Source organism: Streptomyces sp. NPDC059788 (genome assembly GCF_042732265.1).
Classification (GTDB): Bacteria; Actinomycetota; Actinomycetes; order Streptomycetales; family Streptomycetaceae; genus Streptomyces.
On the sequence record NZ_JBHWHY010000050.1, the window covers coordinates 21,957 to 45,955 of the forward strand.

A 23,999-nucleotide genomic window follows, 5' to 3' on the forward strand; every position below is an offset into this window, starting at 1 on the left:
GCACCACCATGAACGCTGCGACCGCGGGCGGGCCGGCCGGCCCGGTCCGCCCGCGCACCGGCACGCCGCGCCGGGGCAGGAGTGTGGCGGGCACCCGTCCCTGGGTCGCCGCCGTCTTCCTGCTGCCGGCCCTCGTCCTGCTCGGGGCGCTGGTCGTCTACCCCATCGGCTTCTCGGTCTACCGGAGCCTGTTCGACGCGTCCGGCGACGGCTTCGTGGGCCTGGGCAACTACGGCGAGCTGTTCACCGACGAGCGCATCCGCATCGCCCTGAAGAACAACGTCATCTGGGTCGTGGTGGCCCCCACCGTCGCCACCGCGCTCGGCCTGCTCTTCGCGGTGCTCACCGAGCGGGTCCGCTGGGGCACCGCCTTCAAGCTGGTCGTCTTCATGCCGATGGCGATCTCCATGCTCGCCGCGGGCATCATCTTCCGGCTGGTGTACGACCAGGACCCGGAGCGCGGCGTCGCCAACGCCGTGTGGGTCGCCGTCCACGACACCTTCGCGGAGCCCGCCCCGTACCCGGGCGCCAAGCCGCGGCCCAACGCGGGCCTCACGGCGTCCGGCGGCGCGTACACCACCACCAAACCGGTGCGCGCGGGCGATCCGGCGCACCTCCCGCTCGTCGCCGTACAGCCCGCCGACCTGGGCAAGGCGCGCGCCGCGACCGCCGCGCGCCCGGAGCCGGGGCGGGTCACCGGCACGGTCTGGCTGGACTTCACCCGCGGTGGCGGCGGCGCCCCGAACATCATCGACCGCTCCGAGAAGGGGCTGCCGGGCCTGACGGTCGAGGCGGTCAAGGACGGCCGGACCGTGGCGAGCGCGACCACCGGGACCGACGGCCGGTTCTCGCTGCCCGCCGAGGCGGACGGCGCGCTGCTGCGGCTGCCCGCCGCGAACTTCGCCGCCGCGTACAACGGCGTGAACTGGCTCGGCCCGGCCCTGGTCACCCCGGCCATCATCGGCGCGTACATCTGGATGTGGGCCGGGTTCGCGATGGTGCTGATCGCGGCGGGCCTGGCGGGGATGCCCAGGGAGCTGCTGGAGGCGGCCCGGGTGGACGGCGCCAACGAGTGGCAGGTCTTCCGCCGGGTGACGGTGCCGCTGCTGGCGCCCGTCCTGATCGTCGTGCTGGTCACGCTCATGATCAACGTGCTGAAGATCTTCGACCTCGTCTACATCATCGCGCCGGGCTCCAGCCTCAAGGACGCCAACGTGCTCGCCCTCCAGCTCTTCCAGTCGTCCTTCGGCACGGACGTGGACCAGGGCATCGGCAGCGCCATCGCGGTGTTCCTGCTGCTGCTCGTCCTGCCGGTGATGTACGTCAATCTCCGGCGCCTACGGAAGGAGCGCGGGCGATGACGACCGCGGACGGTGTCGTACGGGCCAGGCAGTCGCTGCCCGCGCGGATCGCGGCCCGCACGGGCGGCGGCGCCCTGCGGGTCGTACTGATCCTGATCGGGCTGTTCTGGCTGATGCCGACGGCCGGGCTGCTGGTGTCCTCGCTGCGCTCGCCGCAGGACATCGCCGAGTCCGGCTGGTGGACGGTCTTCACCGAGCCCGCCCAGCTCACGTGGTCCAGCTACGGCGCGCTGCTGGAGAACGCCAAGGTCATGGACTCGCTGCTGACCACCGCGCTGATCACCGTCCCGGCGACACTGCTGGTGGTCGTCATCGGGGCGCTGGCCGGTTACGCGTTCGCCTGGATGGACTTCCCCGGCCGCGACGGGTGGTTCATGGTGGTCGTCGGCCTGCTGGTGGTGCCCGTACAGGTCGCGCTGATCCCCGTGGCGAAGCTGTTCGGCGCGGTCGGCCTGTTCGAGACGACGCCCGGTGTGATCCTCTTCCACACCGCCTTCGGGCTGCCCTTCGCGGTGTTCCTGCTGCGCAACTTCTTCGCCGAGATCCCGCGCGAGCTGCTGGAGGCGGCCCGGCTGGACGGCGCGAACGAGCTGCGCCTGTTCACCCGGGTGGTGCTGCCGCTGGGCGGGCCCGCCATCGCCTCGCTGGGCATCTTCCAGTTCCTGTGGGTGTGGAACGACCTGCTGGTGGCGCTGATCTTCGCGGACAGCGGCAGCCCGCCGATCACGGTCGCGCTCCAGCAGGAGGTGCGGCAGTTCGGCAACAACATCGACGTGCTGGCGCCGGGCGCGTTCCTGTCGATGGTGGTTCCCCTGGTCGTCTTCTTCGCCTTCCAGCGGCAGTTCGTCTCCGGGGTGATGGCGGGCGCGGTGAAGTGACCGGCGCGGGCCGGGGCCGGGAACCGGCGGCGTACGGGAACGGGTGCGGTGGCGTAAGGGAACGCTGTGCCGTACGCCACTTTCCGTTCACGTTGCTGCCCCACGATGACGGGCACGCCGACGACGCCCCCCGACCGTCTGGAGACGGACCGCACATGACTGCCCGCACCGCAGACCTCAGTGCCGAACTCCCGCGCCCCGGGCGGCTGTCCGATGTGAAGGGCTGGTTCTTCACCGCCGACCAGCTGCTCTTCGACTGGTTCCTGGCCCGCCAGGAGGACCGCGCCGAGCCGGGCGACCTGCTCGAACTGGGCGCGTACATGGGCAAGAGCGCCATCTTCATGGGCGCGCGGCTGCGCCCCGGCGACCGCTTCACGGTCTGCGACCTGTTCGACTCGCCCGCCGGGGACGCCTCCAACTCCAAGGAGATGGCGAAGTCCTACGCCACGCTGACCCGCCGCGCCTTCGAGGCGAACTACCTGGCCTTCCACGACGAGCTGCCCGAGATCGTGCAGGGGCTCAGCTCGGTCGTGGCGGACCACGTCGAGCCGGGCAGCTGCCGCTTCGCGCACATCGACGCCTCGCACCTGTACGAGCATGTGCACGGCGACATCGTCACGGTGCGCGAACTGCTCACGCCCCAGGGCATCGTCGTCCTCGACGACTTCCGCGCCGAGCACTGCCCCGGGGTGGCCGCCGCCACCTGGCAGGCGGTCACCGGCCAGGCGCTGCGCCCGGTCTGCATCACGCCGACCAAGTTCTACGGCACGTGGGGCGACCCCGCGCCCGTACAGGCGGCGCTGCTGGCGTGGCTGACCGGCCGCGAGGGGATGTGGCACGAGGTGCAGGAGGTCAACGGCGCGCCGCTGATCCGGCTGAGCGCCAAGGGCGCCGAGGAGCCCGCGCACCCGGTCTCCCGCCACCGGGCGGCGGCCCCGCGGAAGAACGACGCCCCGGCGGCCTCCGCCCAGCCCGCGGGCCCGCAGGCGGCCGCCCGCACCGCCGCGCCCCGTCCGGCCGCCGCCCGCGCGCGTCGCAGCCCGGCCCGCCGCCTCGCGGTCAACGTCCTGCCGCCGTTCATCACCAAGGCCGTCGTCGCCGCCCGCCGCCGCTCGGCGGCCCGCTGAGCGGCCGGGGCACCGGCCGTCATCCGGCGACGGCGCCGGGGCCCGTGAGGGTGCGGGTGGCGCCGTCCTGCTGGGCCGCGGCCCGTTCGGCGGCCCGGGGCGACGGGGCGGGCCGGCGCTCGTCCGGCGGCAGCAGGGGCAGCAGGTCGTCCTCGCCGAGGAGGACCCGGCGCACCACCCGCTCCGCGGCCAGCCCGTCGCCGTACTGGCAGAAGCGGTCCCGGAAGGCGGCCCGCAGCGACGCCGCCGCCGGGCCGTCCCAGCGCCCGGAGTGGAAGGCCCCGGCGATGGCCGCCTCGTCCTGCGCGAGCACGCCCGGGGTGTCGCCGGGCCGCCCGGACAGCAGGTCCACGTAGACACCGCGGGCGAGCCGGAAGGCGTCCCAGCCCGCGGTGTGCACGATGATCGGCCGGTCGAGGTCGGCGTAGTCGAAGAGTACGGAGGAGCAGTCGCTCAGCAGCGCGTCGGCGGCCAGGCACAGATCCTCGATGTGCGGGTGGCCGGAGACGTCGAGGACCGCGCCCGCCTCCTGGAGGGCGGCCGTCTGCGGGTCCGGCGCGCCCTGCCGCCCGGCGTACGGGTGGGCGCGGACCAGGAGCTGGAAGCGCGGGCCGAGCGCCGCGGCGAGGCGGGCCACGTCCAGCGGCGGTGCGGCGGCGGCCGGGTGGTCACGGTGGGTGGGCGCGTACAGCACGGCAGTCGCGCCGGGCCGGATGCCGAGCGCGGCGCGCATCGCGCGGACATCGGCCGCGGTGGCGGTGTGATACCGGTCGTTGCGCGGGAAGCCGGTGGCCAGCGTCTCGTACGAGCTGGGGTAGGCGCGCTCCCAGATCTCGCTGGAGTGCTGGTTGGCGGAGAGGCAGTAGTCCCACTGGTCGGCGTGTTCCAGGACCCGGCCCGGTCCCGGGCCTGCCGGGGCGCCCGGGTGGCGGTGGGCGTCCAGGCCCGTCGCCTTCAGCGGGGTGCCCTGGTGGGTCTGGAGGCAGAGCTGTCCCGGCCGCCCGGCAGCGCCGGGGAAGTCGCCGTCGGTGACCAGGTACGCGGCCCTGGCCAGCAGTTCCCAGTAGCGGCGGGAGCCGACCGTGACGTGGTCGGTGCCCGCCGGTACGGCGTCCTCCGCGCCCTCGCGGACCGCCCACACGCCGTACAGCTGGGGCGCGATCTCGCGGGCCTTGCGCTCGACGGCATACGGGTTGCCGGTCACCGCGCGGTTGCCGCGGGCGCCGTACAGCACGAGGTCGGCGTCGAGCGGGGCGTGCAGCCGCAGGCCGTAGTAGCGCCGGTAGGCCGTGCGGGCGGCGGCCTCGCCGCGGTCGCGCAGCTCCCTGGCCAGCTCGCGCCGCATGTCGCGCGCCCCGTGCAGCGACCGGTACGCGCGGTACGAGCGCAGCGCGGGCGGCAGCGGCGCGCCGGCCGGGCGGTGCCGTCGGATGCAGCCGCTCGCGGCGCGGAAGAAGGCGGCGCGGTCGGCGGGCACGATGCGGTCGGGGTCGTCGAGGATCGCCAGCAGCCGTTCGGTCATCCGGGCGTGCAGCACGGCCAGCAGCTGCGGCCGGGCTTCGGCCGGGGCCGACCGCGCCCCGGGCCCCGGCTCCCCGCCCGGCAGCAGGCCGTCCAGCCGGGCGAACAGCTCCTCGTAGCGTTGGACGACGACGAAGTGGTGGCGCCCGGGGGTCGTGCCGGCACTGCCCCGCCGCCGCTCGCGCCAGGTGACACAGGCCCGGTCCAGCGCCGCGACGCGCCCGGCGGTCAGCAGACTCTCGTACGCGTACGGGATGTCCTCGTACGGGCCGTCGGCGAAGGCGAGTCCCCGGCCGGTCCAGTGGTCGCGGCGCACCGCCCGGTTCCACGCGGCGGGCGCCACGCCGAGCGCTTCGGGGCGCTGCGCGGCGTCGAAGACCGTGTCGCCCGCCGCCGCCAGGAGGGCGCCGTCGCCGCCGGGCCGCCGCCGCTCCCAGACGTCCACCCGTTCGTGGTCCCACAGCAGGACGTCCGGCTCGCCGCAGGCCCGCAGCCGCGCGTCGACGGCGGCCAGCGCGCCGGGGGCCAGGGTGTCGTCGCCGTCGAGGAAGAGCAGGTAGTCGCCGCGGGCCAGCGCGGCACCGGCGTTGCGGGACGGGCCCGCGCCGCTCGGGCGCCGCTGGTGCCGGGCGATCAGGCGCGGGTCGTGGCGCGCGTACTCGTCGATGATCGCGCCGGTGGCGTCCGCCGAGCAGTCGTCGACGGCGATCAGCTCCACGTCCCGGTGGGACTGCTCCAGTACGGAGTCCAGGCAGGCGCGCAGGAAGCCCTGGACGCTGCGGGCGGGGACGATGACGCTGAACCGGGGCATGGCCATCCCAAAGTCGGGGCTCGCGGACGAGAACACGGGGAACGGACGCAGAGCGTAACCATGCGGCTACGTACTGTCGATTGCGCCTGTCACCCGTTCGGCCCACGGCCGGTGACCCGCCGGTGCGGGGCGAGTTGAGCCACGTGCCGCGGCGGGCCGGGGAGGGACGGTATGCGGGGCCCTGGTTCCGGCCCCGGGGCGCGGGACGGCAAGATGGCCCGGAGCAGGGGCGTGCACGCAACCGTGCGCCGGCTTCCGGTGTCCGTACCGAGGAGGCGGGAGCCACGGGGCCCGCCGGCGCCGACCACACCGACACGAAATGTAGATGTAGTGACTGTGAACGAAGCCCCAGAGCCGCGGCCGGGGTCTGCCATCCCTGGGTCCGCGCAGGTCAGCGTCGTCGTCATCGCCTACAACGACGCCGCGCTGGTGGGCGGGGCGGTGCGCTCCGCGCTGGCGCAGGGGGACGCGATCGCCGAGGTGATCGCGGTCGACGACGCCTCCACCGACCGCACGGGCCAGGTCCTGGACGAGCTCGCGCGCGAACACCGGCGGCTGCGGGTGATCCACCGCGAGGACAACAGCGGCGGCTGCGGCACGCCCCGCAACGACGGGCTGCGGGCGGCCACCGGCCGCTTCGTGATGTTCCTGGACAGCGACGACGTGCTGCCCGCCGGCGCCGTCGACGCGCTGCTGGACGCGGCGCTGCGCCACGGCACGCCGGTCGCGGCCGGCCTGTGCGTACGCCGTGAGCTGCCCGGCCCGCGCGAGGTGCCCTGGCAGCCGGACCTCTACCGCGAGCCCGCCCTGCGCACGCCCGTCACCGACCACCCCGAGCTGGTCGGCGACACCCTGTGCGTCAACAAGCTCTACGACCGGGCCTTCCTCCTCGACCACGGCGTCCTCTTCCCCGACGGCCGCTTCACCTACGAGGACTTCGTCTTCATCTCCCGGGTGCTGGCCGCCGCCCCAAGCCTCGCGATCATCCCCGACGAGGTCTATGTCTGGCACGTGCGGCGCAGCGCCGCCAAGCAGTCCATCTCGCTGGACCGCAAGGACGTCGCCAACTGGCAGGCCCGCATCGAGGCGCACCGCACCAGCGTGCGCATCTTCGCCGACGCCGGGCACAAGGGGCTCGCGCACGCGGCGCGCACCAAGTTCCTCGACCACGACCTGCGGATGTACGTCCGGGAGCTGCACACCCGCGGCGCGGACCACCGGCAGGAGTGGTGGCGGCTGACCCGCGCGTACCTGGCCGGTTTCGAGGAGAGCGAGCTGCTCGCCGCCACCGCGCCGGCCCGCTGGCTCGCCCGGGTGCTGCTCGCCTCCGGGACGCCGGTGGACCTGGACCGGCTCACCCAGCTCGCCGCCCGCCCCGGCCGCCTGCTGCCGCCGTACGCGAGCGACGGCGAGCGGCCCGTGTGGTCGCGCGACCTGCCCGGCGTCGAGCTGGACGGCCTGGACGCGCTGCCGTCCGAGCAGCTGCCGGTGACCATCGACGCCGAGCCGGTCCTCGGCACCCGGCCCGTGCTGCGGCTGCGTCTGCACGAGCTGTACGGGCGGGTCGGCGCCGCCTCGCCGGCCGGCATCGAGGTGGAGCTGCGCCGCCGGGCGGACGGCCGCCGCGGGCCCGTACACACCGCCGCGCTCACCCCGGACCCGGCCGGGCGCGGCTGGACGGCCGAGACGCCGCTCGACCTCGGCGCCCTGATCCCCCGGGGCGGCACCGGCGCCCCCGACCCGTGGGACCTGACCGCCAGGGTGCGCTGCGCGGACGGCTCCGAGCTGCACGGCGCGCTGCGGGCCACCGGCCCCGGGCTGCGGCGGCACGCGCTGCCCAGCGCCCGGCACGGCCTGCTGCTGGCGCAGCCGTACGCGACCACCGGGGGCGCGCTGGCGCTGCGTATGGCGTCCGGAATGCGTACCGCGTGGCAGATCGCGGCCCGCAAGCTGCGCCGCGCGCGCGGGCGCGGCCGTTAGTCACATCACAGCGGCCCGGCCGGCGGCGGCCGGGCACGGCGCTGCGGGGGCCCCGCGACGGCCCCGGTCAGCGCGCCGGACGCCGCCGTACGGCCCCCGGGGCGGCGCCCGCCGGCGTCCGCACCTGCTCCACCCGACCAGGAACGACCACCTTAGGATGGCGAGATGTCTTACTTGATCACGGGCGGCGCCGGCTACATCGGCGCCCACGTCGTACGGGCCATGACGCAGGCGGGCGAGCGGGTCGTGGTGCTCGACGACCTCTCCACGGGCGTGGCCGCCCGGGTCCCCGAGGGCGTCCCGATGGTGGTCGGCTCCACGCTGGACCGCGAGCTGCTGGACCGCGCGATCGCCGAGCACGGCATCACCGGCGTCGTGCACCTGGCCGCGAAGAAGCAGGTCGGCGAGTCCGTCGAGATGCCGCTGCACTACTACCGCGAGAACGTGCACGGCCTCCAGACGCTGCTGGAAGCCATGGCGGCGGGCGGCGTCGGCCAGTTCGTCTTCTCCTCCTCGGCCGCGGTCTACGGGATGCCGGACGTGGACCTGGTCACCGAGGACACCCCCTGCTCGCCGATCAACCCGTACGGCGAGACCAAGCTCGTCGGCGAGTGGATGGCGCGCGCCGCGGGCAAGGCGCACGGCATCAACACCGCGTGCCTGCGCTACTTCAACGTGGCCGGCACCGCCACCCCCGAGCTGGCCGACATGGGCGTCTTCAACATCGTCCCGATGGTCTTCGAGAAGCTCACCGACGGCGAGTCGCCGCGGATCTTCGGCGACGACTACCCGACGCCGGACGGCACCTGCATCCGCGACTACATCCACGTCGCCGACCTCGCGGACGCCCACCTGGCCGCCGCCCGCAAGCTGGCCGAGCCCGGCCCGGTGCGCGACCTGACGCTGAACATCGGCCGCGGCGAGGGCGTCTCCGTCAAGGAGATGGTCGACCTGATCAACGAGATCACCGGCCACACCGACGCGGTCGCCGAGGTCACCCCGCGCCGCCCCGGCGACCCGGCCCGGGTCGTCGCCGCCGCCGACCGCATCGCCGACGAGCTGGGCTGGAAGGCCCGCCACGACGTACGCGACATGATCACCTCGGCCTGGCAGGGCTGGCAGCACCACCGCGCCGGCGCCTGATCCACCGCCCCTTCGTACGCCCCCGGTCCGCCGGGGGCGTACGGCTTTTCAGCCCGTTTCCGCGGGCCCCGCCGGCCGCAGCTCGTAGCAGGCGTCCGGGATGCCGCGCCCCGGGTCGCGGAAGTACGGGTACGCGGCGTACTCCCGGCCGTCGCCACCGGCCACCGGCGGCCCCAGTTCCCGCTCCGTGTCCGCGCGTACGACCTCGTCCAGCTCCGCCACCCGCCCCGTGCGCAGGCAGTGCGCGCGCAGCCGCAGCCGGGGCGGGAGGGCGGCCAGCACCCGTTCGGTGAGGTAGGCCTCGACCAGCGGGCGGGCGGCCTTCGCCATGGCGCGGCGCCCCTCGGCGTCCCGGGCGAGGTACGGCGCGGCGAACTGGGCGAGGATCTCGCCGTGGAAGTGGCGGACCATGAGCGTGTCGCGGTCCGGGCCCGGCGGCACCAGGTCGGCGACCCGGGCGAGCACGGTGGCGATGTAGCCGAGGTGCTCGGCCCAGTCGAGGTCCTGGCGGCTGGCGTTGCTGTCGTCGTCGCGGCCGTGGAGGTAGTAGCAGTCGTAGTCGCCCAGTACGGAGACCGTCTCCGCGCCGAGCAGGGCCCCGATGCCGAAGGGCAGGTCCTCGGCCAGCAGCCGGCCCTCGACGAAGCGCAGCTCCCGCTTTTGCACGTAGGCGCGGCGGAAGAGCTTGTAGGCGGCCAGCGTCCAGTAGACGGGCGAGTCGAAGGGCGTGACGCGGGCGCTGGTGGTGTGCAGGTCGACGGGGGCGGCGCGCCCGCCGGCGCCGACTATGCGCCCGTAGACGACGTCCGAGCCGTGGGTGTCGGCCAGCGCGGTGAGCCGTTCCAGTGCCTCGGTGCCGAGGTGGTCGTCGGAGTCGAGGAAGAAGAGGTACCGGCCGCGGGCGCGGTCCATGCCGACGTTGCGCGGCCGTCCGGCGCCGCCGGACGGCGGCTGGTGGACCACCGTCAGGTTCGGGTGCGTACGGGCCTGTTCGTCCAGCCACCCGCCGCTGCCGTCGTCGGACCCGTCGTCCACCGCGATGATCTCGACGGCGTCCGGCCCGAGGCTCTGGGCGAAGGCGGACCCGAGGCAGCGGTCGAGGTAGCGGCGGGTGTTGTGGACGGGCACGACGACCGAGACGGCCGGTTCACGGGGCACCGGGCCGCCGGTGTCCGGGGGACGGTCCGGTGCCATGGTGTGCCTCTTCCGTCGTGCGGTGCGGACCGGCCCCGCGGCGTGCGGGGCCGGTCCGGCGGGCCTCAGCGCTCCAGCAGGGCGAAGAGGTCCTCCCAGCGCTTGGTGATGCGGTCGGTCGAGTAACGCTGCACGTTCTCCCGCGCCGCCGTACCGAGCCGGTCGCGCAGTTCCTTGTCGGAGATCAGCGCGTCGATGTGCCGGGCCAGTTCGGTGGTGTTGCCGACCACGGCCAGCAGGCCGTCCTCGCCGTCCCGCACGATCTCGTGGACGCCGGGCGCGCAGTCGAAGGCCGCGCACGGCACGCCGCTGGCCATCGCCTCCATGAGCGAGAGCGGGAAGCCCTCGGCCCGGGAGGACTGGGCGAAGACGGACGCCTCGCGCAGCGCGCCGGCCACGTCGTCGGTACGGCCCATGAACGCGACCGAGTCGTTCAGCCCGAGCGTGGCGGCCTGCTTCTTGAGGATCTCCTCGTCCTCGCCGGAGCCGTAGATCCGCAGCGTCCAGCCGGGGTGGTCCGGCGCGACCGCGGCCCAGGTGTCCAGGAGCAGGTCGACGCCCTTCTCGTCGGAGAGCCGGCCGATGCTGGCGACGACCTCGGCGGTGCGGTCGGAGGGCACCTCGGGCGTCACCGGCAGCGGGTTGGGCATGAAGTCCGCGTTGTCCATGCCCTGGCGGATCCACAGGTCGGCGTCCTCGCGGGTGAGGGCGAGCAGCCGGTCCACGTCCTTGTAGTACTTCTTGACCCGGCCGAAGCGCGAGGACTTGCGGCAGGCGTCGAAGGACTCGTGGGTCATGCCGACCACCGCCAGCCCGGCGGTGTCGGCGAGGTTCACCCACTCCATGGCCCACACCTGCGTCACGATGACCACGCCGCCGGGCCGGGCGGCGCGGAACAGCGCGCTGAGCTTGTCGGCCTGCTCCTGCATCCCGGCCTGGCGGGCGGCGCGGCGGCGCTGCTCGGCGACGTTCAGCCGGCCCTTGATGCCGCGGGCGGCCGGTACGGCCTTGGGCGGGTGCTCGTCGTACAGCGTCGTGGTGCGGTACGGGAGGTCGTCGCCGAGGCCGGCGCGCAGTTCCTCCGGGGCCGGTACGACGCCGATGACGTGCACGCGGTGGCCGCGGTCGGTGAAGAGCCGGGCCATCTGGTGGGACCAGGTGGTCACCCCGCCCATCTCGTCGACGTTGTTGGAGACGAAGAAGATGTCACGCCCGGTCATGGGCTTCCCCCTTCACGGAAGGACCGCTGTGCGCGGAGCCGCTGATGACGGTGGGGCCGGGCAGGGCGCCGCCGAGCGCCGGGCCGCCGTCCGCGGCGTGGCCGGTGGCCGCGCCGCCGAAGAACCGCTCGACGATCACGCGGGCCGCGTCGCCCTGGTCGTACTCGCCGAACTCGGCGGTGAAGGCGCGCCGGGCCGCGCGGTGCGTGTCGTCGGCCGCCTTGAGGCCCTCGATCGCCTCGAACAGCTCCTCGGCCGTGCCCAGTACCGGGCCCGGCGCCTTCTCCTTGAGGTCGAAGTAGGTGCCGCGCGCCTCGTTGGCGTACTCGTCGTAGTCGTACGCGAAGAACAGCATCGGCCGGTCGAGCAGCGCGTAGTCGAACATCACGGAGGAGTAGTCCGTGATCATGCCGTCGGCCAGCTGGAGCAGCGGCGTGATGTCGTGGTGGGCGGTGACGTCGATGACCTTGCCGCGGACGGACGGCGGCAGCACCACGTTGTTCAGGTAGTGCGAGCGCATCAGCAGCACGAAGCGGTCGCCGAAGCGGTCGGCGAACTCGTCCACGTCGAAGGGCGGCTCGAAGCCGCGTACCGAGCCGTTGGCGTTGGCGCGGAAGGTCGGCGCGTACAGCAGCACGGTCTTGTCTTCGGGGATGCCCAGCTCGGCGGCGAGCGGGCCGCGCTCGCGCACGCCGCTCGCCTCCTCGGCGCGGCGGGTGGCGGCCAGCGCGTCGTTGCGCGGGTAGCCGCTGCGCAGCAGCACCTCGTCGCGCAGCCGGAAGGCGCGGGCCAGGGTCCGTACGTCGTGCTCGGAGCGGACCAGGAAGTGGTCGAAGCGTTCCAGGACCTTCTGGAACTCCTCCTTGGCGGCCCGCGACTGGAGCTTCAGGCGCGGCTCGTCGAAGCCCATGCGCTTGAGGGCGGAGCCGTGCCAGGTCTGGATGTAGGTGGTCTCCGGGCGCTTGACCAGCCGCAGCGGGAAGCCCTGGTTGTCGATCCAGAACTCGGCCTGGGCGAGGGCGCGCAGGTACTGCCAGCTCCAGCGCTTGACGAGGGTGGCGTCCTTGGGGAAGCCGTCCGGCTTCTTGCCGTCGTAGGCCCATACGGCCTCGAAGTCGACGCCCTGGCGGCGCATCTCCTCGTAGATGGCGCGGGGGCTGTCGCTGTACTGCTTGCCGAGGTGGCTCTCGAAGACGACCAGTCCCTTGTGGACGGGCAGCTTGCTGAACACCTCGTGGTAGACGCGCAGCTTGGTCTCGCCGGAGTTCAGGTCGCGCTTGGCCTTGCGGGCCTTGCGCACGCCGCTCTTGGCGAGGTCGGCGGCGGGGCTGCGCAGTGCCTGCCGCAGCACCTCGTTGGTGCGCTTGGCGGCCTTGCCCTGGGCGTCCAGGACGAAGGTGAGGTGGCCGCGCTTGGAGGCCGCGGGCTCGACGCGGTCGGAGACCAGCCGGGTCAGGCGGGGGCGGACCCGCAGCGCGTGGGCGCTGTCCAGGTCGACGCCGCCGACGGTCAGGCGGGTGCGGGTGGTGACGCCGTCCACGTCGAGGACCAGCCGGACGTCCCAGACGGCGTCGATGACGCCGAGCGGGCGCAGCCGCCGGGCCAGGTCCAGTTCGGCGTCCCAGTGCAGGCCGTCCTCGGCGATGCGCAGCGAGGCCAGCGGGAAGGAGAACTCCTGCAGGCTCTTGCGGCGGGCCTTGAGCTCCAGCCGGCCGCGCAGCGGGGTGGCGGAGGTGACCTTGCCGAGCGGGTTGACGACCGTGCCGGCCAGCCTGACCGTGCCGCGGCCGTCGTCCTCGTAGGAGGTGAGCTGGTTGCGCAGGAAGAGCTTGCCGACCGAGCGGGTGTGGTAGCCGGCGTCGGTGACGTCCAGGACGCGGCGGCCCTCGGGGTCGTCGAGGTGTTCGGCGCACCAGTAGATGCGGCCGTCGTGCTCGGCGAGCGGCGAGGAGAGCTTGTCGCGGTTGATGAGGGTGTCGACCGCGGGCATCAGGTTGTGCCAGTCCTCCTTGGCCAGGAGGTAGGCGCAGATCGCCTGGATGCGCTGGACGCGTTCGTACGCCTCGGGGGCGATGCCGGCGAGATAGCCGTTGGCCATCGCCGCGAACTCGCGGCGGTAGTCCTCGTCCAGCAGCGGAAGATCACGCAGATGCAGCACGAGGTCGTGCTTGAGGAACTTGACGTCCTTGTGGAACTTCAGCTCGGTCAGGCCCTCGCGCTCCAGCAGTTCGTCCACCCGGCGGTGGATCTCCATGCGGTGCGCGAAGTTGGCGATCTCGTGGCGCCGGTTGCTGATCGACTTCGTGGCGGCCTTCTCGAAGACGTTCCAGAAGTAGACGTGGTTGGGGATCAGCGTGATCCGCTTGGCCGCCACGTACGCCTGGGCGGAGAAGAGCAGGTCCTCGTAGTGGATGCCGACGGGGAAGACCAGCCCGGCCTCCAGGAGGAACTCGCGCCGGTAGCACTTGTTCGTCGAGAGCGTGTCGAAGACCAGGAGGTCGGGCAGCTCGGAGACGGACTCAAGGGTGCGGGTGCGGGAGTACAGCCAGGGGTACCACTCGGTCTGCTTCTGGTTGCGGGAGTCGACGTTGACCCGTACGCACATGCCCGAGACCAGGTCGGCGCCGGTGCGCTCGGCCGCCTCCAGCATGTTGCGGCAGGCGTTCGGCTCCAGCACGTCGTCGCTGTCCAGGAACATCACGTACGCGCCGGCGGCGTGCTGGACACCGTGGTTGCGGGGTGCTCCGCAGCCACCGCTGTTCTCCGGCAGCTGCAGCGCCCGCACCCGGTCCGGGTTCTCGGCGGCGAGCTGCTGGGCCACCTCGAAGGATCTGTCCGTGCTGCAGTCGTCCACGATCAGAACTTCGACTCCGTGGAGCGTCTGGTCCAGTACGGACCGGACGGCCGTCGGTAGCCGGTCGGCGTCGTTGTAGACGATCACGACTACGGAGACGTCAGGCACGGGCACCCCAATCCTCTTTTCATAGCGCTGCGGGACCCCAAAGCTACCTTGGTCCGCGACCGGCCCGGCACGCCGCCGACCGGCGCACGAGCGCACGTTCGCCGCCGCAGCTTCCTCTTGTCAAACCGCATTATTGCGGACATTTTGGCTTACGGTAGGACTCCCAGCCCCAGGACGATCCCCCGCATCCATCACCAGGTCACGACATTCCGTATATGAGGAACGGATCACCCAAAAGCGGCATCTACTCGTACATGATGCAGGTGAGCAGGGAAGCGCGGCGCCCCGTGAAAGTGACCATCAAGACGCTGACCGCACCGGCGAAACACCCGGCCACCTCACGGTTTGCGCCGCCTTTCGCGGCATTGCTGGCCATGGGGGCCTATTGCCTCGGTATGACGATGCTGGGCAGTTATCCGTTCGGTACCCGCTCACGCGCCGTCAACGACCTCGGAAATCAGTTCGTACCGTTCCACGCCCATCTGTGGGACCTGCTGCACGGCAGCACCACCGGTGACCTGGCCTTCAACTGGAACAGCGGCTACGGCGTCCCCTTCCTCGCCGACTTCCTCACCTATCTGATGAACCCGTTCTCCTGGCTCGTCGGCCTCTTCCCCCGCGAGCTGGCCGAGCTGCCGGTGTTCCTCGTCACGCTGGGCTGCATCGGGCTCGGCACGGCGCTGATGACCGTCTTCCTCGGACGGGTGCACCCGGGCTCGCCCTGGCTGCGCGCACTGCTCGCGGTCGGCTACGGCACCTGCGCCTGGGTCGTCAGCGACGGCGCCGCCGACCCCATGTGGATGTGGGGCCTGGTCTCGCTGCCCCTGACCGGCATCGCCGCCGACTGGTGCCTGCACCGCCGCCGCTGGGCCGCCGGCACCCTGCTCGTCGGCGTGTCCTGGGCCGGGAACTTCTACACGGCGGCAATGGCCACCCTCGCCATGGCGCTCGTGCTCGCCGTACGCCTGCTGCTCGCCACGGACCTCTCCGTACGGCACCGGCTGCGCGCACTGGCCCGCGCCGCCGCCATGGCCCTGACCGGCATCCTGCTGGCGGCGCCCGCCATCACCGTCACCCTCAAGGCCAGCAAGGCGTCCCGGCCCGCCCCGGAGGCCGTCTACCGGGGGCGCCCGCCCACGCTGGACTTCCTGGCGGAGCTGCTGCCCGGCGGGCGCGGCTCGGTGCCCGCGCCGCACCTGTTCATCGGGATGCTCGGGCTGCTGCTGGTGGCGGCCTTCCCGTTCGTCCGCGCCGTCCCCGTCCGCGCGCGTGCCGTCTGGTGCGGGCTGGCCGCCTGCGTCGCGGTCTCCTTCGTGTGGAAGCCGACGCTGCTGCTCTGGCACGGCCTGGCGGTCCCCAACGGCAGCCCGTACCGCGCCTCCTTCGTCCTGAGCGCCCTCCTGGTGATCATCGCCTGGCTGGCGCTGGCACACCGGCCGCGCCCGCGCGAACTGGCGGCCGGCGGTGTGCTGGTGGCCCTGCTCGCCGCGCTGTGCCACGGCCGCGGCGCGGTCGGGCCGGCCACCTGGATTCTGGTGCCGGGCTGCGGCGCCGTGGTGCTCGCCGCGCTCCTGGCACTGGCCGGGCGCCGTGCGCACCGGACCGCGCGTATCGCCGTCGCCGCCGTGCTGACCTGCGCGGTCTTCCTCGGCTCGGCCTACGCGGCGTTCTCCGTGACGGCTGTACGGGACAAGCTCCCATGGTGGGGGCCGAAGATCACCCTCGACGACCGGACCCTCGCGGCCCGCCGGGACATCGGGGAACACGAGGACTGGCCGCGCTCGCGCACCGACCCCGGCCCGCACGAGTTCGCCAACAACGACCCCCTGCTGCTGGGCGGCGAGGGCGGCTCGTACTACAGCAGCTACCTGCCCGAGCGGACCGCGCGCACGCTGCGCGAGATGGGCGGCGGCTGGTACATCCACGGCCGTCACACGCGCAGCGTCGAGGACCCCGTCAGCCGCGCGATCATGGGCGTGAGCAGCTTCCGGACCGGTCCCCAGGCAGGCCCGGTCGACGTGGGACGGGCCGCCGCCGCGCCCCTGCTGACCGTACGGCCCGGCCTGTCGGCGGACGGCCTCGACCAGCGGCGGCGCGGGGCCGCCGCGCGGGGCATCGACGTACGCGCCGATCCGCGGGTCGGCGGCGGCACGGTCTTCGCCCGCCAGGAGCGGCTGCTGGGGGCACGGGTGTACGAGGTGCCCGCGCTGCGCCCGACGGGTGCGGGGGTCGGCGGCGCCGGGGGCGGGCCGGCGGCGGGCAGCCATTCGGTGGCGGGGCCTTTCGGAACGGGGCCTTTCGGAACGGGGCCCTTCGGAACGGGGCCTTTCGGAACAGGGCCTTTCGGGGCCGGGCGGCTGTCCGGGTCCGGCTCGTCCGGCTCCGTCTCCCCCGGCCCCTCCGCGCCCGGCTCTTCGGGCGGGTCGGTGCGTCCGGTGCCGCGCCTGGCCGACGGGGAGTGGCGGCTGCCGGCCACCCGGCGGGGCGGCGCGGCCGTCTTCACGGCGCAGTGCGCGCCGGGCTCCGCCGTCTTCTGGTACGCGCCCTGGTACCACGGCAAGGTCCGCGCCAACGGCCGTACCTCCCCGGGGTTCGGCATCCGGGAGACGACCGCGAACCCGCTCAAGGGCCTGGGCAGGGTTCCGGCCGACGGGCGGCTGACGGTGTCCTTCAGCAACCCGAAGGCCCAGCGCGTCCCGGAGCACCCGCTCGGCTGCCTGGACCCGAAGAAGCTGGCGGCCGCCGTCGCCGGCCTGCGCGAGCAGGCTCCGGTGCGCCTGTCGTCGAGCGGGCACGGGCTGTCCGCCGAACTGCCCGCGCGCAGCACCGGCACGGCCGTCGTCGCGGTCCCGGCCGTCACCGGCTGGAGCTGCCGGGTGGACGGCGGCGCCGCCCGCGCCCCGCACTCGTTCGGCGGTCTGATCGCCGTCCCGCTCGGAGCGGGTGCCACGCGGCTGGACTGCTCCTACCGCCCGCCCGGACTGCTGCCGGGCCTGGCGGCGAGCGGCGCCGCGGTGGTGGTGCTGGCGGTCGTGGCCGGGGCCTGCGCGGTGCGGCGGCGCGGGGGCGGACGGGGCAGCGCGGCCTCTATCCCCAAATCGTGACATTTCATCTGATTAGTAGAATTGCTGCTTGGGGCGTGGTGGCTCACCACGTCGCGCTCCGCCCCGGCGAAAGGGCACCTTCATGAAGCTCTCGGTCGTCGTCCCTTGCTACGACGAAGAGGAAGTCATCGGCCGCTTCGACGAGGAGATCCGCCAGGTGCTCTCGGCGCTCGCCGTCGAATACGAGCTGTGCTACGTCGACGACGGCAGCCGCGACGGCACCCTGCACCGGATACGCACCCTCGCCCAGCAGCACCGGCCCACCACCCGCTACCTCTCCTTCAGCCGTAACTTCGGCAAGGAGTCCGCGATGCTCGCGGGCCTGAAGGAGGCCACCGGCGACGCCGTGATCCTCATGGACGCCGACCTCCAGCACCCGCCGCAGCTCATCGAGAAGATGCTCGACCTCTACCAGCTCGGCCACGACCAGGTCATCGCCAAGCGCAGCCGGGAGGGCGACAAGCCGCTGCGCAGCGTGTGCAGCCGGCTGTACTACCGCGCGATCAACAAGTGGGTGGACGTGGAGCTGACCGACGGCGTCGGCGACTTCCGGCTGCTGTCGCGCACCGCCGTGGAAGCGCTGGTCTCGCTGCCCGAGTACAACCGCTTCTCCAAGGGCCTGTTCTCCTGGATAGGCTTCGACACCGTCACGTTCGACTACCGCAACGCCCGGCGCGAGGGGGGCGAGACCAAGTGGCGCTTCGGCTCCCTGGTCAACTACGGCATCGACGGCATGATCTCCTTCAACAGCCGCCCGCTGCGGGTGGCGATCTACGCGGGCCTGAGCCTGGCCGCGCTGGCCGCCGGGTACGCCCTGTGGATCGTCGGCGCCGCGGTCGCCGGCGGCATCACCGCGCCCGGCTATGTGACGCTGGTGGCGATCATCGTGGGCCTGGGCGGCCTCCAGATGGTGATGCTCGGCCTGATCGGCGAGTACATCGGCCGCATCTACTACGAGACCAAGCGGCGCCCGCACTTCCTGGTCAAGGAGACCAACGGGACGACGCCCACGCACACCCCGACGGCCCGGGTCGCCGGCCGGGCCCGCCGATGACCCGTCGACCGCACGGACCGGGCCGCTTCCGGGTGAGCCGCTTCGGGATGAGCCGCTTCCGGGTGAGCCGCTTCGGGACGGGCCGCTTCCGGGTGAGCCGCTTCCAGCTCGGCAGGCTGCTGCGCTTCGCCGTCGTCGGCGGCGTCAACACGCTGACGTTCTACGCCTGCTACCTGGCGCTGCACCCCTGGATGCCGTACTTCGCCGCGTACACGATCGCGTTCCTGTTCAGCATGGTGGGCTCGTTCTTCCTGAACACCTACTTCACCTACCGCACCCGGCCCAGCTGGAAGAAGTTCCTGCTCTTCCCGCTGACGCAGGTCACCAACTACCTGGTGCAGAGCGCGGGCCTGGTCGCGCTGGTGAGCTGGTGCGGGCTGGGCACCCGCGTCGCCCCCCTGGTCGCGGCGGTGATCGCGATCCCGTTCACCTATCTGGTGTCCACCCGCATCCTCGTGCCGGGAAAGCCGGTGCCCGTACGGGACAGGGAGAGCCGTACGGGTGACGCGACGGCCGGCCGCTCCGTTGACCACACGGCCGACCGTACGGGCGACGAGGTTCAGCCGGCGCGTTCCGCCGGGCCGGTCTGACCGCGCCGGGCCGGCTGCACCGTCCACGCCTGGAACGGGCCGTCCGCCCCCGCGTCCCGCTGCCGCACCACGTGCAGCCGCCCGTCGTTGCCGAGAACGGCCAGCACCGCCCGCCCGTCGGTGTCCTGCCCGACGGCCGCCGCTCCCGAGTGCGGCACCTTCCCGGTCAGCCAGCGGCCCGGCGAGTCCTGCCCCGCGTCGCCGAGCGCGTACCGCAGCAGGCCCGCGTCGTCCCGCCCCGCGAGCACGACCGTCCGCGCGGGCTTGCCGACGGCCGCCGCGGCCACCCGCCCGTACCCGCCGACCGGCTCGTACCGCGCCGCCAGCCGCCAGGACCCGGGCCGCGGCCGCCGCTCGGCGAGCAGCACCCGCGCGGTGGCGCTCTGCCGGTACGCGAGACGCACCGCCCCGTCGCCCAGCGGCACCAGGCTCAGCGGGCCCGCCGGCCCGGGCAGGCCGCAGTCCCCGGTGGGCTCGGGTATCCGCCCCGGTTCCCCGGACACCCAGTGGTGTACGGCCTTGTCGCTGGGCGCGACGACGTGGACCAGCCCCTCGGAGTCCACGCACGCGTCCAGCCCGTCGACGACGCCCGGCACGCGGCCCGCCGGGCCGCCGGGGGCCGTCGGCGCTTCCAGGCGCCGCCACAGCGACCAGTCCCCGCCCTGCGCGCCGCTGCGGTAGCCGATGCCGCCCCGCCAGTCGCGGGCGAAGACGTGCACCGTGCCGTCCTGGTCGACGGCGGCGGCCGGGAAGCCCGTCTCCAGGGACTTGACCGGGGCGGCGTCCGGGACGCCCAGCGACTCCCACGCGCCGAAGGTCGGCACGCCGTTCCGGGCGGTGCCGTTCTGGAGGGCGGTGAGCAGTTCGCGGCGGTGCGCGTGGTTGCGCGCGGGCAGCACCGTACGGGAGGCGAAGAGCTGGAGGGCGCCGCCGGGGTGGCTCACGACGTGGATCTGCCCCTGGAGGAAGCCGCCACCGAGCCGGTGCGGGCCGCTGAAGGTGCCGTTGCCCGGCGCGGTCTCGGCCCAGCACACGGCGGTGCCGTCCAGGACGGCGAAGGCGGCGAGCCGGCCGTCCTTCAGGGGGCGCAGCCAGCTGTTCGAGCCGGGGGCGCGCAGCCGGGTGCTGCGGGTCCAGTTGCGCGACCAGCCGTCGAACGCCGAGCCGCCCACCTTGCGGTCGCCGCAGCCCGCCCGGTCACCGCAGTCGCGGCCGTCGGCCCATCCGTAGACGGACAGCAGTTCGCCCTTGCGGCGGGCGGTCGGCAGATCGACGTTGTTGGGCAGCACGCCCGCCTCGTACCCGAGGTAGCTCTCCACGACGGTGGGGCGGGTGTGCGCGCGGCCCCAGTAGCCCGCCAGCGCGGCCTGTGCGAAGTACGCCGAACTGATGTGGTCCTGATGGTCGTAGTACAGGAATCCGCGCAGCCTGGGGTCGTCGGTGGGCGGCGGCTGGTGCGGGGCGTGCACCGCGTTCGGGTCGAGGGTGCGCACCACGGTGGGCCGCACCCGCTCCAGGAGCGCGATCAGCGATTCGACGACCTGCTCGCGGGTGTACTCGAAGGTGCGCTGTACGGGGGTGCCCGCCGGGCGCAGCGTGGGCAGCGCGTCGGTGGCGCCGAGCCACAGCCCGCGCAGGCTGCGCGCGCGGGGCACGGAGACGGTCCGCGCCTCCACCAGTTCCATGAAGACGAGCTGGTTGTGCGGCGCGGCGCGCAGCGTCTGGATCTCGACCTGGAAGCCGGGCAGCAGGGAGATGGCCTCCACGTCCCAGGGGCTGAGCGGGTCGCCGGTGGCCATCAGCGCGTGCGCGGCCCGCAGCCCGTTGGTACGGGCCCGCGCGAACGCGGCGCGGTCGCGCGGCGGCACCCGGTCCCCGCGGTCGTGCTCGGCGGTGTTCCGGCCGTCGGACTCGCCGCCGGTCAGACACACCGTCACCGAACGGGCGCCGGCGCGCACCGACTGCTCCAGGGCCGGGTTCATGAAGTACAGCGAGTCGTCGGCGTGCGCGATGACGTGCAGGAACGCCTGATCCGCGCCCGACGCGGCGGCCTCCTGCTCCAGCGCGGGACCGGCGGCCTGGGACAACGGCACCCGCGGCCCCAGCCAGGCCCAGGCCCCGGCCCCGGCCGTGACCGCCGCCGCTGTGCCACCGGCGGCCTGGAGCAGACGCCGTCGGGACATACGGGGCGGGTGCGTCGGCACAGCGCTGGTCCTCCATGGCGCCCGGCAGCGCCCAAGTCGCAACAAATCGACTCACACCGGGATGAGTCACCTCGCTAGATGCACCACCTCAGTATTCGGTTGCCCGGTCTGCACCGCTCGCCCGATTAGTCCATATTTCCTGGGCCGCGACGCTTCCCCGGCCGCGGCGTGGGAACCGCTCCCGGCCTACGCCTCCAGCGCCGACGCCACCGCGAGGGCCAGCTCGTCCAGGTAACTCTTCGGGAGTTCGTCGCGGACGACCATCAGCCGCCAGTACAGCGGCCCGGTCATCAGGTCCAGCGCCAGACGCGCGTCGGCGTCCGGCCGCAGTTCGCCGCGCTCCACCGCGCGGGCCACCATCGCCGCCGCGACGCCCTGCTGACTGTCGAGCAGGGCGGTCCGCAGCGCTTCGGCGATCTCCGGGTTACGCGCCGCCTCCGCCAGCAGGTCCGGGATGATCTGCGACGCCATGGGGTGCCGCAGCGCGCGGGCCGCGACCTCCAGCAGCGTCCGCACGTCGCCGCGCAGCGATCCGGTGTCGGGCGACGGCAGCCCCTCGGCGGCCACCGCCGAGACCACGTCCAGCACGAGGTGCAGCTTGGAGCGCCACCGCCGGTAGACGGCGGTCTTGCCTACACCGGCCCGCCGGGCGATGCCCTCGATCGACATCCGCGCGAACCCGACCGCCGCCAGCTCCTCGAAGACCGCGGCGCGGATCGCCTCGGTCTTCTCCTCGCGCAGCACGGCGGCACCGGCCGGCGCCCGGCGCCCGCCCGGCACGCCCGGCACCCTGGTCGCCTGAGTCACTTCACTGCCGTCCTTTGCCATGCCTTGATCCTAGCGTCGCGACGCAACGGTTGCGTTTCGACGTCACGCGGTCGTACGCTCGGCGACGTAGCGACGATACGGGACCGTTCTATCGTCGCGGCCGTCCTCGTCGACCCTCGCCGGACCGTGCGGGCGGGCGCCGCGCCCCGACGCGCGCGCCCCGCCCGCCCGCACACGCCGCACCCGTACGCGCGCCCTCGTACGGCCTCTCCCGCACACCCCATCTCCCGCACGCCCCTCCCCCGTCACCCACCCGGAGGCGACCGCCCTCATGACCCAGACCCTCGCCCCACCGGCCCACGCCGCCGGGGCGTCACCAGCGGTCCCGGCCGCCGCCCCGCCCGACCCCGGCCTGCGCGCGCTGGCGGAGCAGTACGGGCTGACCGTCAGCGGCGCCCGGCCCCCGCTCCGCGAGTACACCCGCCGCCTGTGGGCGCGCCGCCACTTCATCGCGTCCTTCGCCACCGCCCGGCTGACCGCCATGTACACCACGGCGCGCCTCGGCCAGCTGTGGCAGGTGATGACCCCGCTGCTCAACGCCGGCGTCTACTACTTGATCTTCGGCGTGCTGCTGCACACCAGCCGCGGCATCCCGAACTTCATCCCGTTCCTGTGCACCGGCATCTTCGTCTTCACGTTCACCCAGTCCACGGTCCTGGCCGGCACCCGCGCGGTCTCCGGCAGCCTCGGCCTGGTCCGCGCCCTGCACTTCCCGCGGGCCGCGCTGCCCGTCGCGCAGACCCTCATCCAGCTCCAGCAGCTCATCTGTTCCATGGGGGTGCTGGCGGCCATCGTGCTGATCTGCGGCGTACCGCTGACGTGGCACTGGCTGCTGATGGTCCCCGCCCTGCTGCTCCAGTCGGTCTTCAACACCGGTCTCGCCCTGGTCATGGCCCGGATCGGCGCCAGGACCACCGACACCGCGCAGCTGATGCCGTTCGTGCTGCGCACCTGGATGTACGTCTCCGGCGTCTTCTACAACCTCTCCGCCTTCACGAGCAGCGCGCCCCACCTGGTCTCCGTGGCCCTGAACTGCAATCCCGCCCTGATCTACATCGACCTGATGCGCTACGCCCTGATCGACACGGTGCGCGCCCACGACCTGCCGCCGCACGTGTGGCCGCTGGCCCTGGGCTGGGCCCTGCTGGCGGGCGTCGCCGGATACGTCTTCTTCTGGAAGGCCGAGGAGGAGTACGGCCGTGGCTGAGACCACCATCGAACGCGCCCCCGCGACCGTCGGCGCGACCGCCCCCGCCGACGACCGCGCCCCCACCGTGATCTGCGACAGCGTCCACATCGTCTACAAGGTGCACGGCGGCGGCAGCGGAAAGGGCAGCGCGACGGCGGCCCTCCAGCGGCTGGTCCGCCGCGGGCCTGCCGCCGGGGTGCGCGAGGTGCACGCCGTCAAGGGCGTCACCTTCGTCGCCCGCAAGGGTGAGGCGATCGGCCTGATCGGCTCCAACGGCTCGGGGAAGTCCACGCTGCTGCGTGCCGTCGCCGGTCTGCTCCCGCCCGCCGCCGGCCGCGTCTACACCCACGGCCAGCCGTCCCTGCTGGGCGTGAACGCGGCCCTGATGAACGACCTGACCGGCGAGCGCAACGTCGTCCTGGGCGGGCTCGCCATGGGCATGTCCCGCGAGGAGGTCCGCGCCCGCTACCCGGACATCGTCGACTTCTCCGGCATCAACGAGAAGGGCGACTTCATCTCGCTGCCGATGCGCACGTACTCCTCCGGCATGGCGGCCCGGCTGCGCTTCTCCATCGCCGCCGCGAAGAGCCACGATGTCCTGATGATCGACGAGGCGCTGGCCACCGGCGACCGGTCCTTCCAGCAGCGCTCCGAGGCCCGGATCCGCGAACTCCGGGAAGAGGCCGGCACGGTCTTCCTGGTCAGCCACAACAACAAGTCGATCAGGGACACCTGCGACCGGGTGCTGTGGCTGGAGAAGGGCGAACTGGTCATGGACGGCCCCACGGAGGAGGTCGTCACGGCGTACGAGAACTCCGGCAGATAGGGCGCCC

Annotated in this window: 16 protein-coding genes; 10 read left to right on the forward strand and 6 right to left on the reverse strand. The window is 73.4% G+C overall.

Features of this window, described 5'->3' with window-relative positions:
* The first annotated feature begins 8 nt into the window (after positions 1 to 8).
* From ACFV57_RS33870 to ACFV57_RS33880, 3 genes are all read left to right on the forward strand, one after another.
* On the forward strand, positions 9 to 1,361 hold the full coding sequence (locus ACFV57_RS33870; RefSeq protein WP_385240073.1) for a carbohydrate ABC transporter permease: 1,353 nt from the start codon (positions 9 to 11) through the stop codon (positions 1,359 to 1,361).
* The gene (locus ACFV57_RS33875) at positions 1,358 to 2,239 is read left to right on the forward strand and encodes a carbohydrate ABC transporter permease (RefSeq protein WP_385240075.1); all 882 of its coding nucleotides are present in this window, start codon (positions 1,358 to 1,360) and stop codon (positions 2,237 to 2,239) included. Before ACFV57_RS33870 ends, ACFV57_RS33875 begins: the two co-directional genes overlap by 4 nt.
* Before the next feature lie 155 nt (positions 2,240 to 2,394).
* Complete coding sequence (locus tag ACFV57_RS33880) at positions 2,395 to 3,366, forward strand: class I SAM-dependent methyltransferase (protein ID WP_385240077.1); 972 nt, start codon at positions 2,395 to 2,397, stop codon at positions 3,364 to 3,366.
* 19 nt (positions 3,367 to 3,385) lie between these two features.
* Here ACFV57_RS33880 and ACFV57_RS33885 read toward each other — a convergent pair whose 3' ends face one another.
* On the reverse strand, positions 3,386 to 5,698 hold the full coding sequence (locus tag ACFV57_RS33885) for a CDP-glycerol glycerophosphotransferase family protein (RefSeq protein WP_385240079.1): 2,313 nt from the start codon (positions 5,696 to 5,698) through the stop codon (positions 3,386 to 3,388).
* 336 nt (positions 5,699 to 6,034) lie between these two features.
* Between ACFV57_RS33885 and ACFV57_RS33890 the strand changes: the two genes are divergently transcribed.
* On the forward strand, positions 6,035 to 7,678 hold the full coding sequence (locus ACFV57_RS33890; RefSeq protein WP_385240081.1) for a glycosyltransferase: 1,644 nt from the start codon (positions 6,035 to 6,037) through the stop codon (positions 7,676 to 7,678).
* Positions 7,679 to 7,843: 165 nt separating this feature from the next.
* Entirely contained in the window at positions 7,844 to 8,821 is a 978-nt protein-coding gene (gene galE, locus ACFV57_RS33895; RefSeq protein WP_385240083.1) for a UDP-glucose 4-epimerase GalE, read from the forward strand.
* A gap of 48 nt (positions 8,822 to 8,869) precedes the next feature.
* On the opposite strand, the gene ACFV57_RS33900 is transcribed toward galE, so the two are convergent.
* The 3 genes from ACFV57_RS33900 to ACFV57_RS33910 all read right to left on the reverse strand — a co-directional run bounded on the left by ACFV57_RS33900 (position 8,870) and on the right by ACFV57_RS33910 (position 14,197).
* Complete coding sequence (locus tag ACFV57_RS33900) at positions 8,870 to 10,015, reverse strand: glycosyltransferase family 2 protein (RefSeq protein ID WP_385240085.1); 1,146 nt, start codon at positions 10,013 to 10,015, stop codon at positions 8,870 to 8,872.
* A gap of 65 nt (positions 10,016 to 10,080) precedes the next feature.
* Positions 10,081 to 11,235, reverse strand: a complete 1,155-nt coding sequence (locus tag ACFV57_RS33905; protein WP_385240087.1) for a glycosyltransferase — start codon at positions 11,233 to 11,235, stop codon at positions 10,081 to 10,083.
* Positions 11,222 to 14,197 carry a CDP-glycerol glycerophosphotransferase family protein gene (locus ACFV57_RS33910; protein ID WP_385240088.1) on the reverse strand — a complete coding sequence of 992 codons (2,976 nt, stop codon included), beginning with the start codon at positions 14,195 to 14,197 and terminating at the stop codon, positions 11,222 to 11,224. Before ACFV57_RS33910 ends, ACFV57_RS33905 begins: the two co-directional genes overlap by 14 nt.
* A gap of 215 nt (positions 14,198 to 14,412) precedes the next feature.
* Here ACFV57_RS33910 and ACFV57_RS33915 point away from each other — a divergent pair, with 215 nt between their 5' ends.
* The 3 genes from ACFV57_RS33915 to ACFV57_RS33925 all read left to right on the forward strand — a co-directional run bounded on the left by ACFV57_RS33915 (position 14,413) and on the right by ACFV57_RS33925 (position 18,945).
* Complete coding sequence (locus tag ACFV57_RS33915; RefSeq protein WP_385240089.1) at positions 14,413 to 17,301, forward strand: YfhO family protein; 2,889 nt, start codon at positions 14,413 to 14,415, stop codon at positions 17,299 to 17,301.
* Between the two features lie 82 nt (positions 17,302 to 17,383).
* Positions 17,384 to 18,355, forward strand: a complete 972-nt coding sequence (locus tag ACFV57_RS33920; RefSeq protein WP_385240090.1) for a glycosyltransferase family 2 protein — start codon at positions 17,384 to 17,386, stop codon at positions 18,353 to 18,355.
* Positions 18,352 to 18,945 (forward strand): GtrA family protein, encoded by a 594-nt coding sequence (locus ACFV57_RS33925; protein WP_385240091.1) that lies wholly within the window; start codon positions 18,352 to 18,354, stop codon positions 18,943 to 18,945. Before ACFV57_RS33920 ends, ACFV57_RS33925 begins: the two co-directional genes overlap by 4 nt.
* Here the strand turns inward: ACFV57_RS33925 and ACFV57_RS33930 are convergent.
* Positions 18,915 to 21,128, reverse strand: a complete 2,214-nt coding sequence (locus tag ACFV57_RS33930) for a PIG-L family deacetylase (RefSeq protein ID WP_385240093.1) — start codon at positions 21,126 to 21,128, stop codon at positions 18,915 to 18,917. The genes ACFV57_RS33925 and ACFV57_RS33930 overlap by 31 nt on opposite strands.
* 207 nt (positions 21,129 to 21,335) lie before the next feature.
* Complete coding sequence (locus ACFV57_RS33935) at positions 21,336 to 21,977, reverse strand: TetR/AcrR family transcriptional regulator (RefSeq protein WP_385240095.1); 642 nt, start codon at positions 21,975 to 21,977, stop codon at positions 21,336 to 21,338.
* A gap of 271 nt (positions 21,978 to 22,248) precedes the next feature.
* Between ACFV57_RS33935 and ACFV57_RS33940 the strand changes: the two genes are divergently transcribed.
* Together ACFV57_RS33940 and ACFV57_RS33945 are read left to right on the forward strand one after the other, a co-directional pair.
* Positions 22,249 to 23,184 carry an ABC transporter permease gene (locus ACFV57_RS33940; RefSeq protein ID WP_385240097.1) on the forward strand — a complete coding sequence of 312 codons (936 nt, stop codon included), beginning with the start codon at positions 22,249 to 22,251 and terminating at the stop codon, positions 23,182 to 23,184.
* Positions 23,177 to 23,992 (forward strand): ABC transporter ATP-binding protein, encoded by an 816-nt coding sequence (locus ACFV57_RS33945; RefSeq protein WP_385240099.1) that lies wholly within the window; start codon positions 23,177 to 23,179, stop codon positions 23,990 to 23,992. The genes ACFV57_RS33940 and ACFV57_RS33945 overlap by 8 nt, the downstream gene beginning before the upstream one ends.
* Positions 23,993 to 23,999: the final 7 nt, after the last annotated feature.

Bases quoted from the DNA above. Each gene is read 5' to 3' on its own strand.
- ACFV57_RS33870 (WP_385240073.1), top strand. From the start codon at position 9: ATGAACGCTGCGACCGCGGGCGGGCCGGCCGGCCCGGTCCGCCCGCGC.
- ACFV57_RS33875 (WP_385240075.1), top strand. From the start codon at position 1,358: ATGACGACCGCGGACGGTGTCGTACGGGCCAGGCAGTCGCTGCCCGCG.
- ACFV57_RS33880 (WP_385240077.1), top strand. From the start codon at position 2,395: ATGACTGCCCGCACCGCAGACCTCAGTGCCGAACTCCCGCGCCCCGGG.
- ACFV57_RS33885 (WP_385240079.1), bottom strand. From the start codon at position 5,698: ATGCCCCGGTTCAGCGTCATCGTCCCCGCCCGCAGCGTCCAGGGCTTC.
- galE (WP_385240083.1), top strand. From the start codon at position 7,844: ATGTCTTACTTGATCACGGGCGGCGCCGGCTACATCGGCGCCCACGTC.
- ACFV57_RS33900 (WP_385240085.1), bottom strand. From the start codon at position 10,015: ATGGCACCGGACCGTCCCCCGGACACCGGCGGCCCGGTGCCCCGTGAA.
- ACFV57_RS33905 (WP_385240087.1), bottom strand. From the start codon at position 11,235: ATGACCGGGCGTGACATCTTCTTCGTCTCCAACAACGTCGACGAGATG.
- ACFV57_RS33915 (WP_385240089.1), top strand. From the start codon at position 14,413: ATGAGGAACGGATCACCCAAAAGCGGCATCTACTCGTACATGATGCAG.
- ACFV57_RS33920 (WP_385240090.1), top strand. From the start codon at position 17,384: ATGAAGCTCTCGGTCGTCGTCCCTTGCTACGACGAAGAGGAAGTCATC.
- ACFV57_RS33925 (WP_385240091.1), top strand. From the start codon at position 18,352: ATGACCCGTCGACCGCACGGACCGGGCCGCTTCCGGGTGAGCCGCTTC.
- ACFV57_RS33930 (WP_385240093.1), bottom strand. From the start codon at position 21,128: ATGTCCCGACGGCGTCTGCTCCAGGCCGCCGGTGGCACAGCGGCGGCG.
- ACFV57_RS33935 (WP_385240095.1), bottom strand. From the start codon at position 21,977: ATGGCAAAGGACGGCAGTGAAGTGACTCAGGCGACCAGGGTGCCGGGC.
- ACFV57_RS33940 (WP_385240097.1), top strand. From the start codon at position 22,249: ATGACCCAGACCCTCGCCCCACCGGCCCACGCCGCCGGGGCGTCACCA.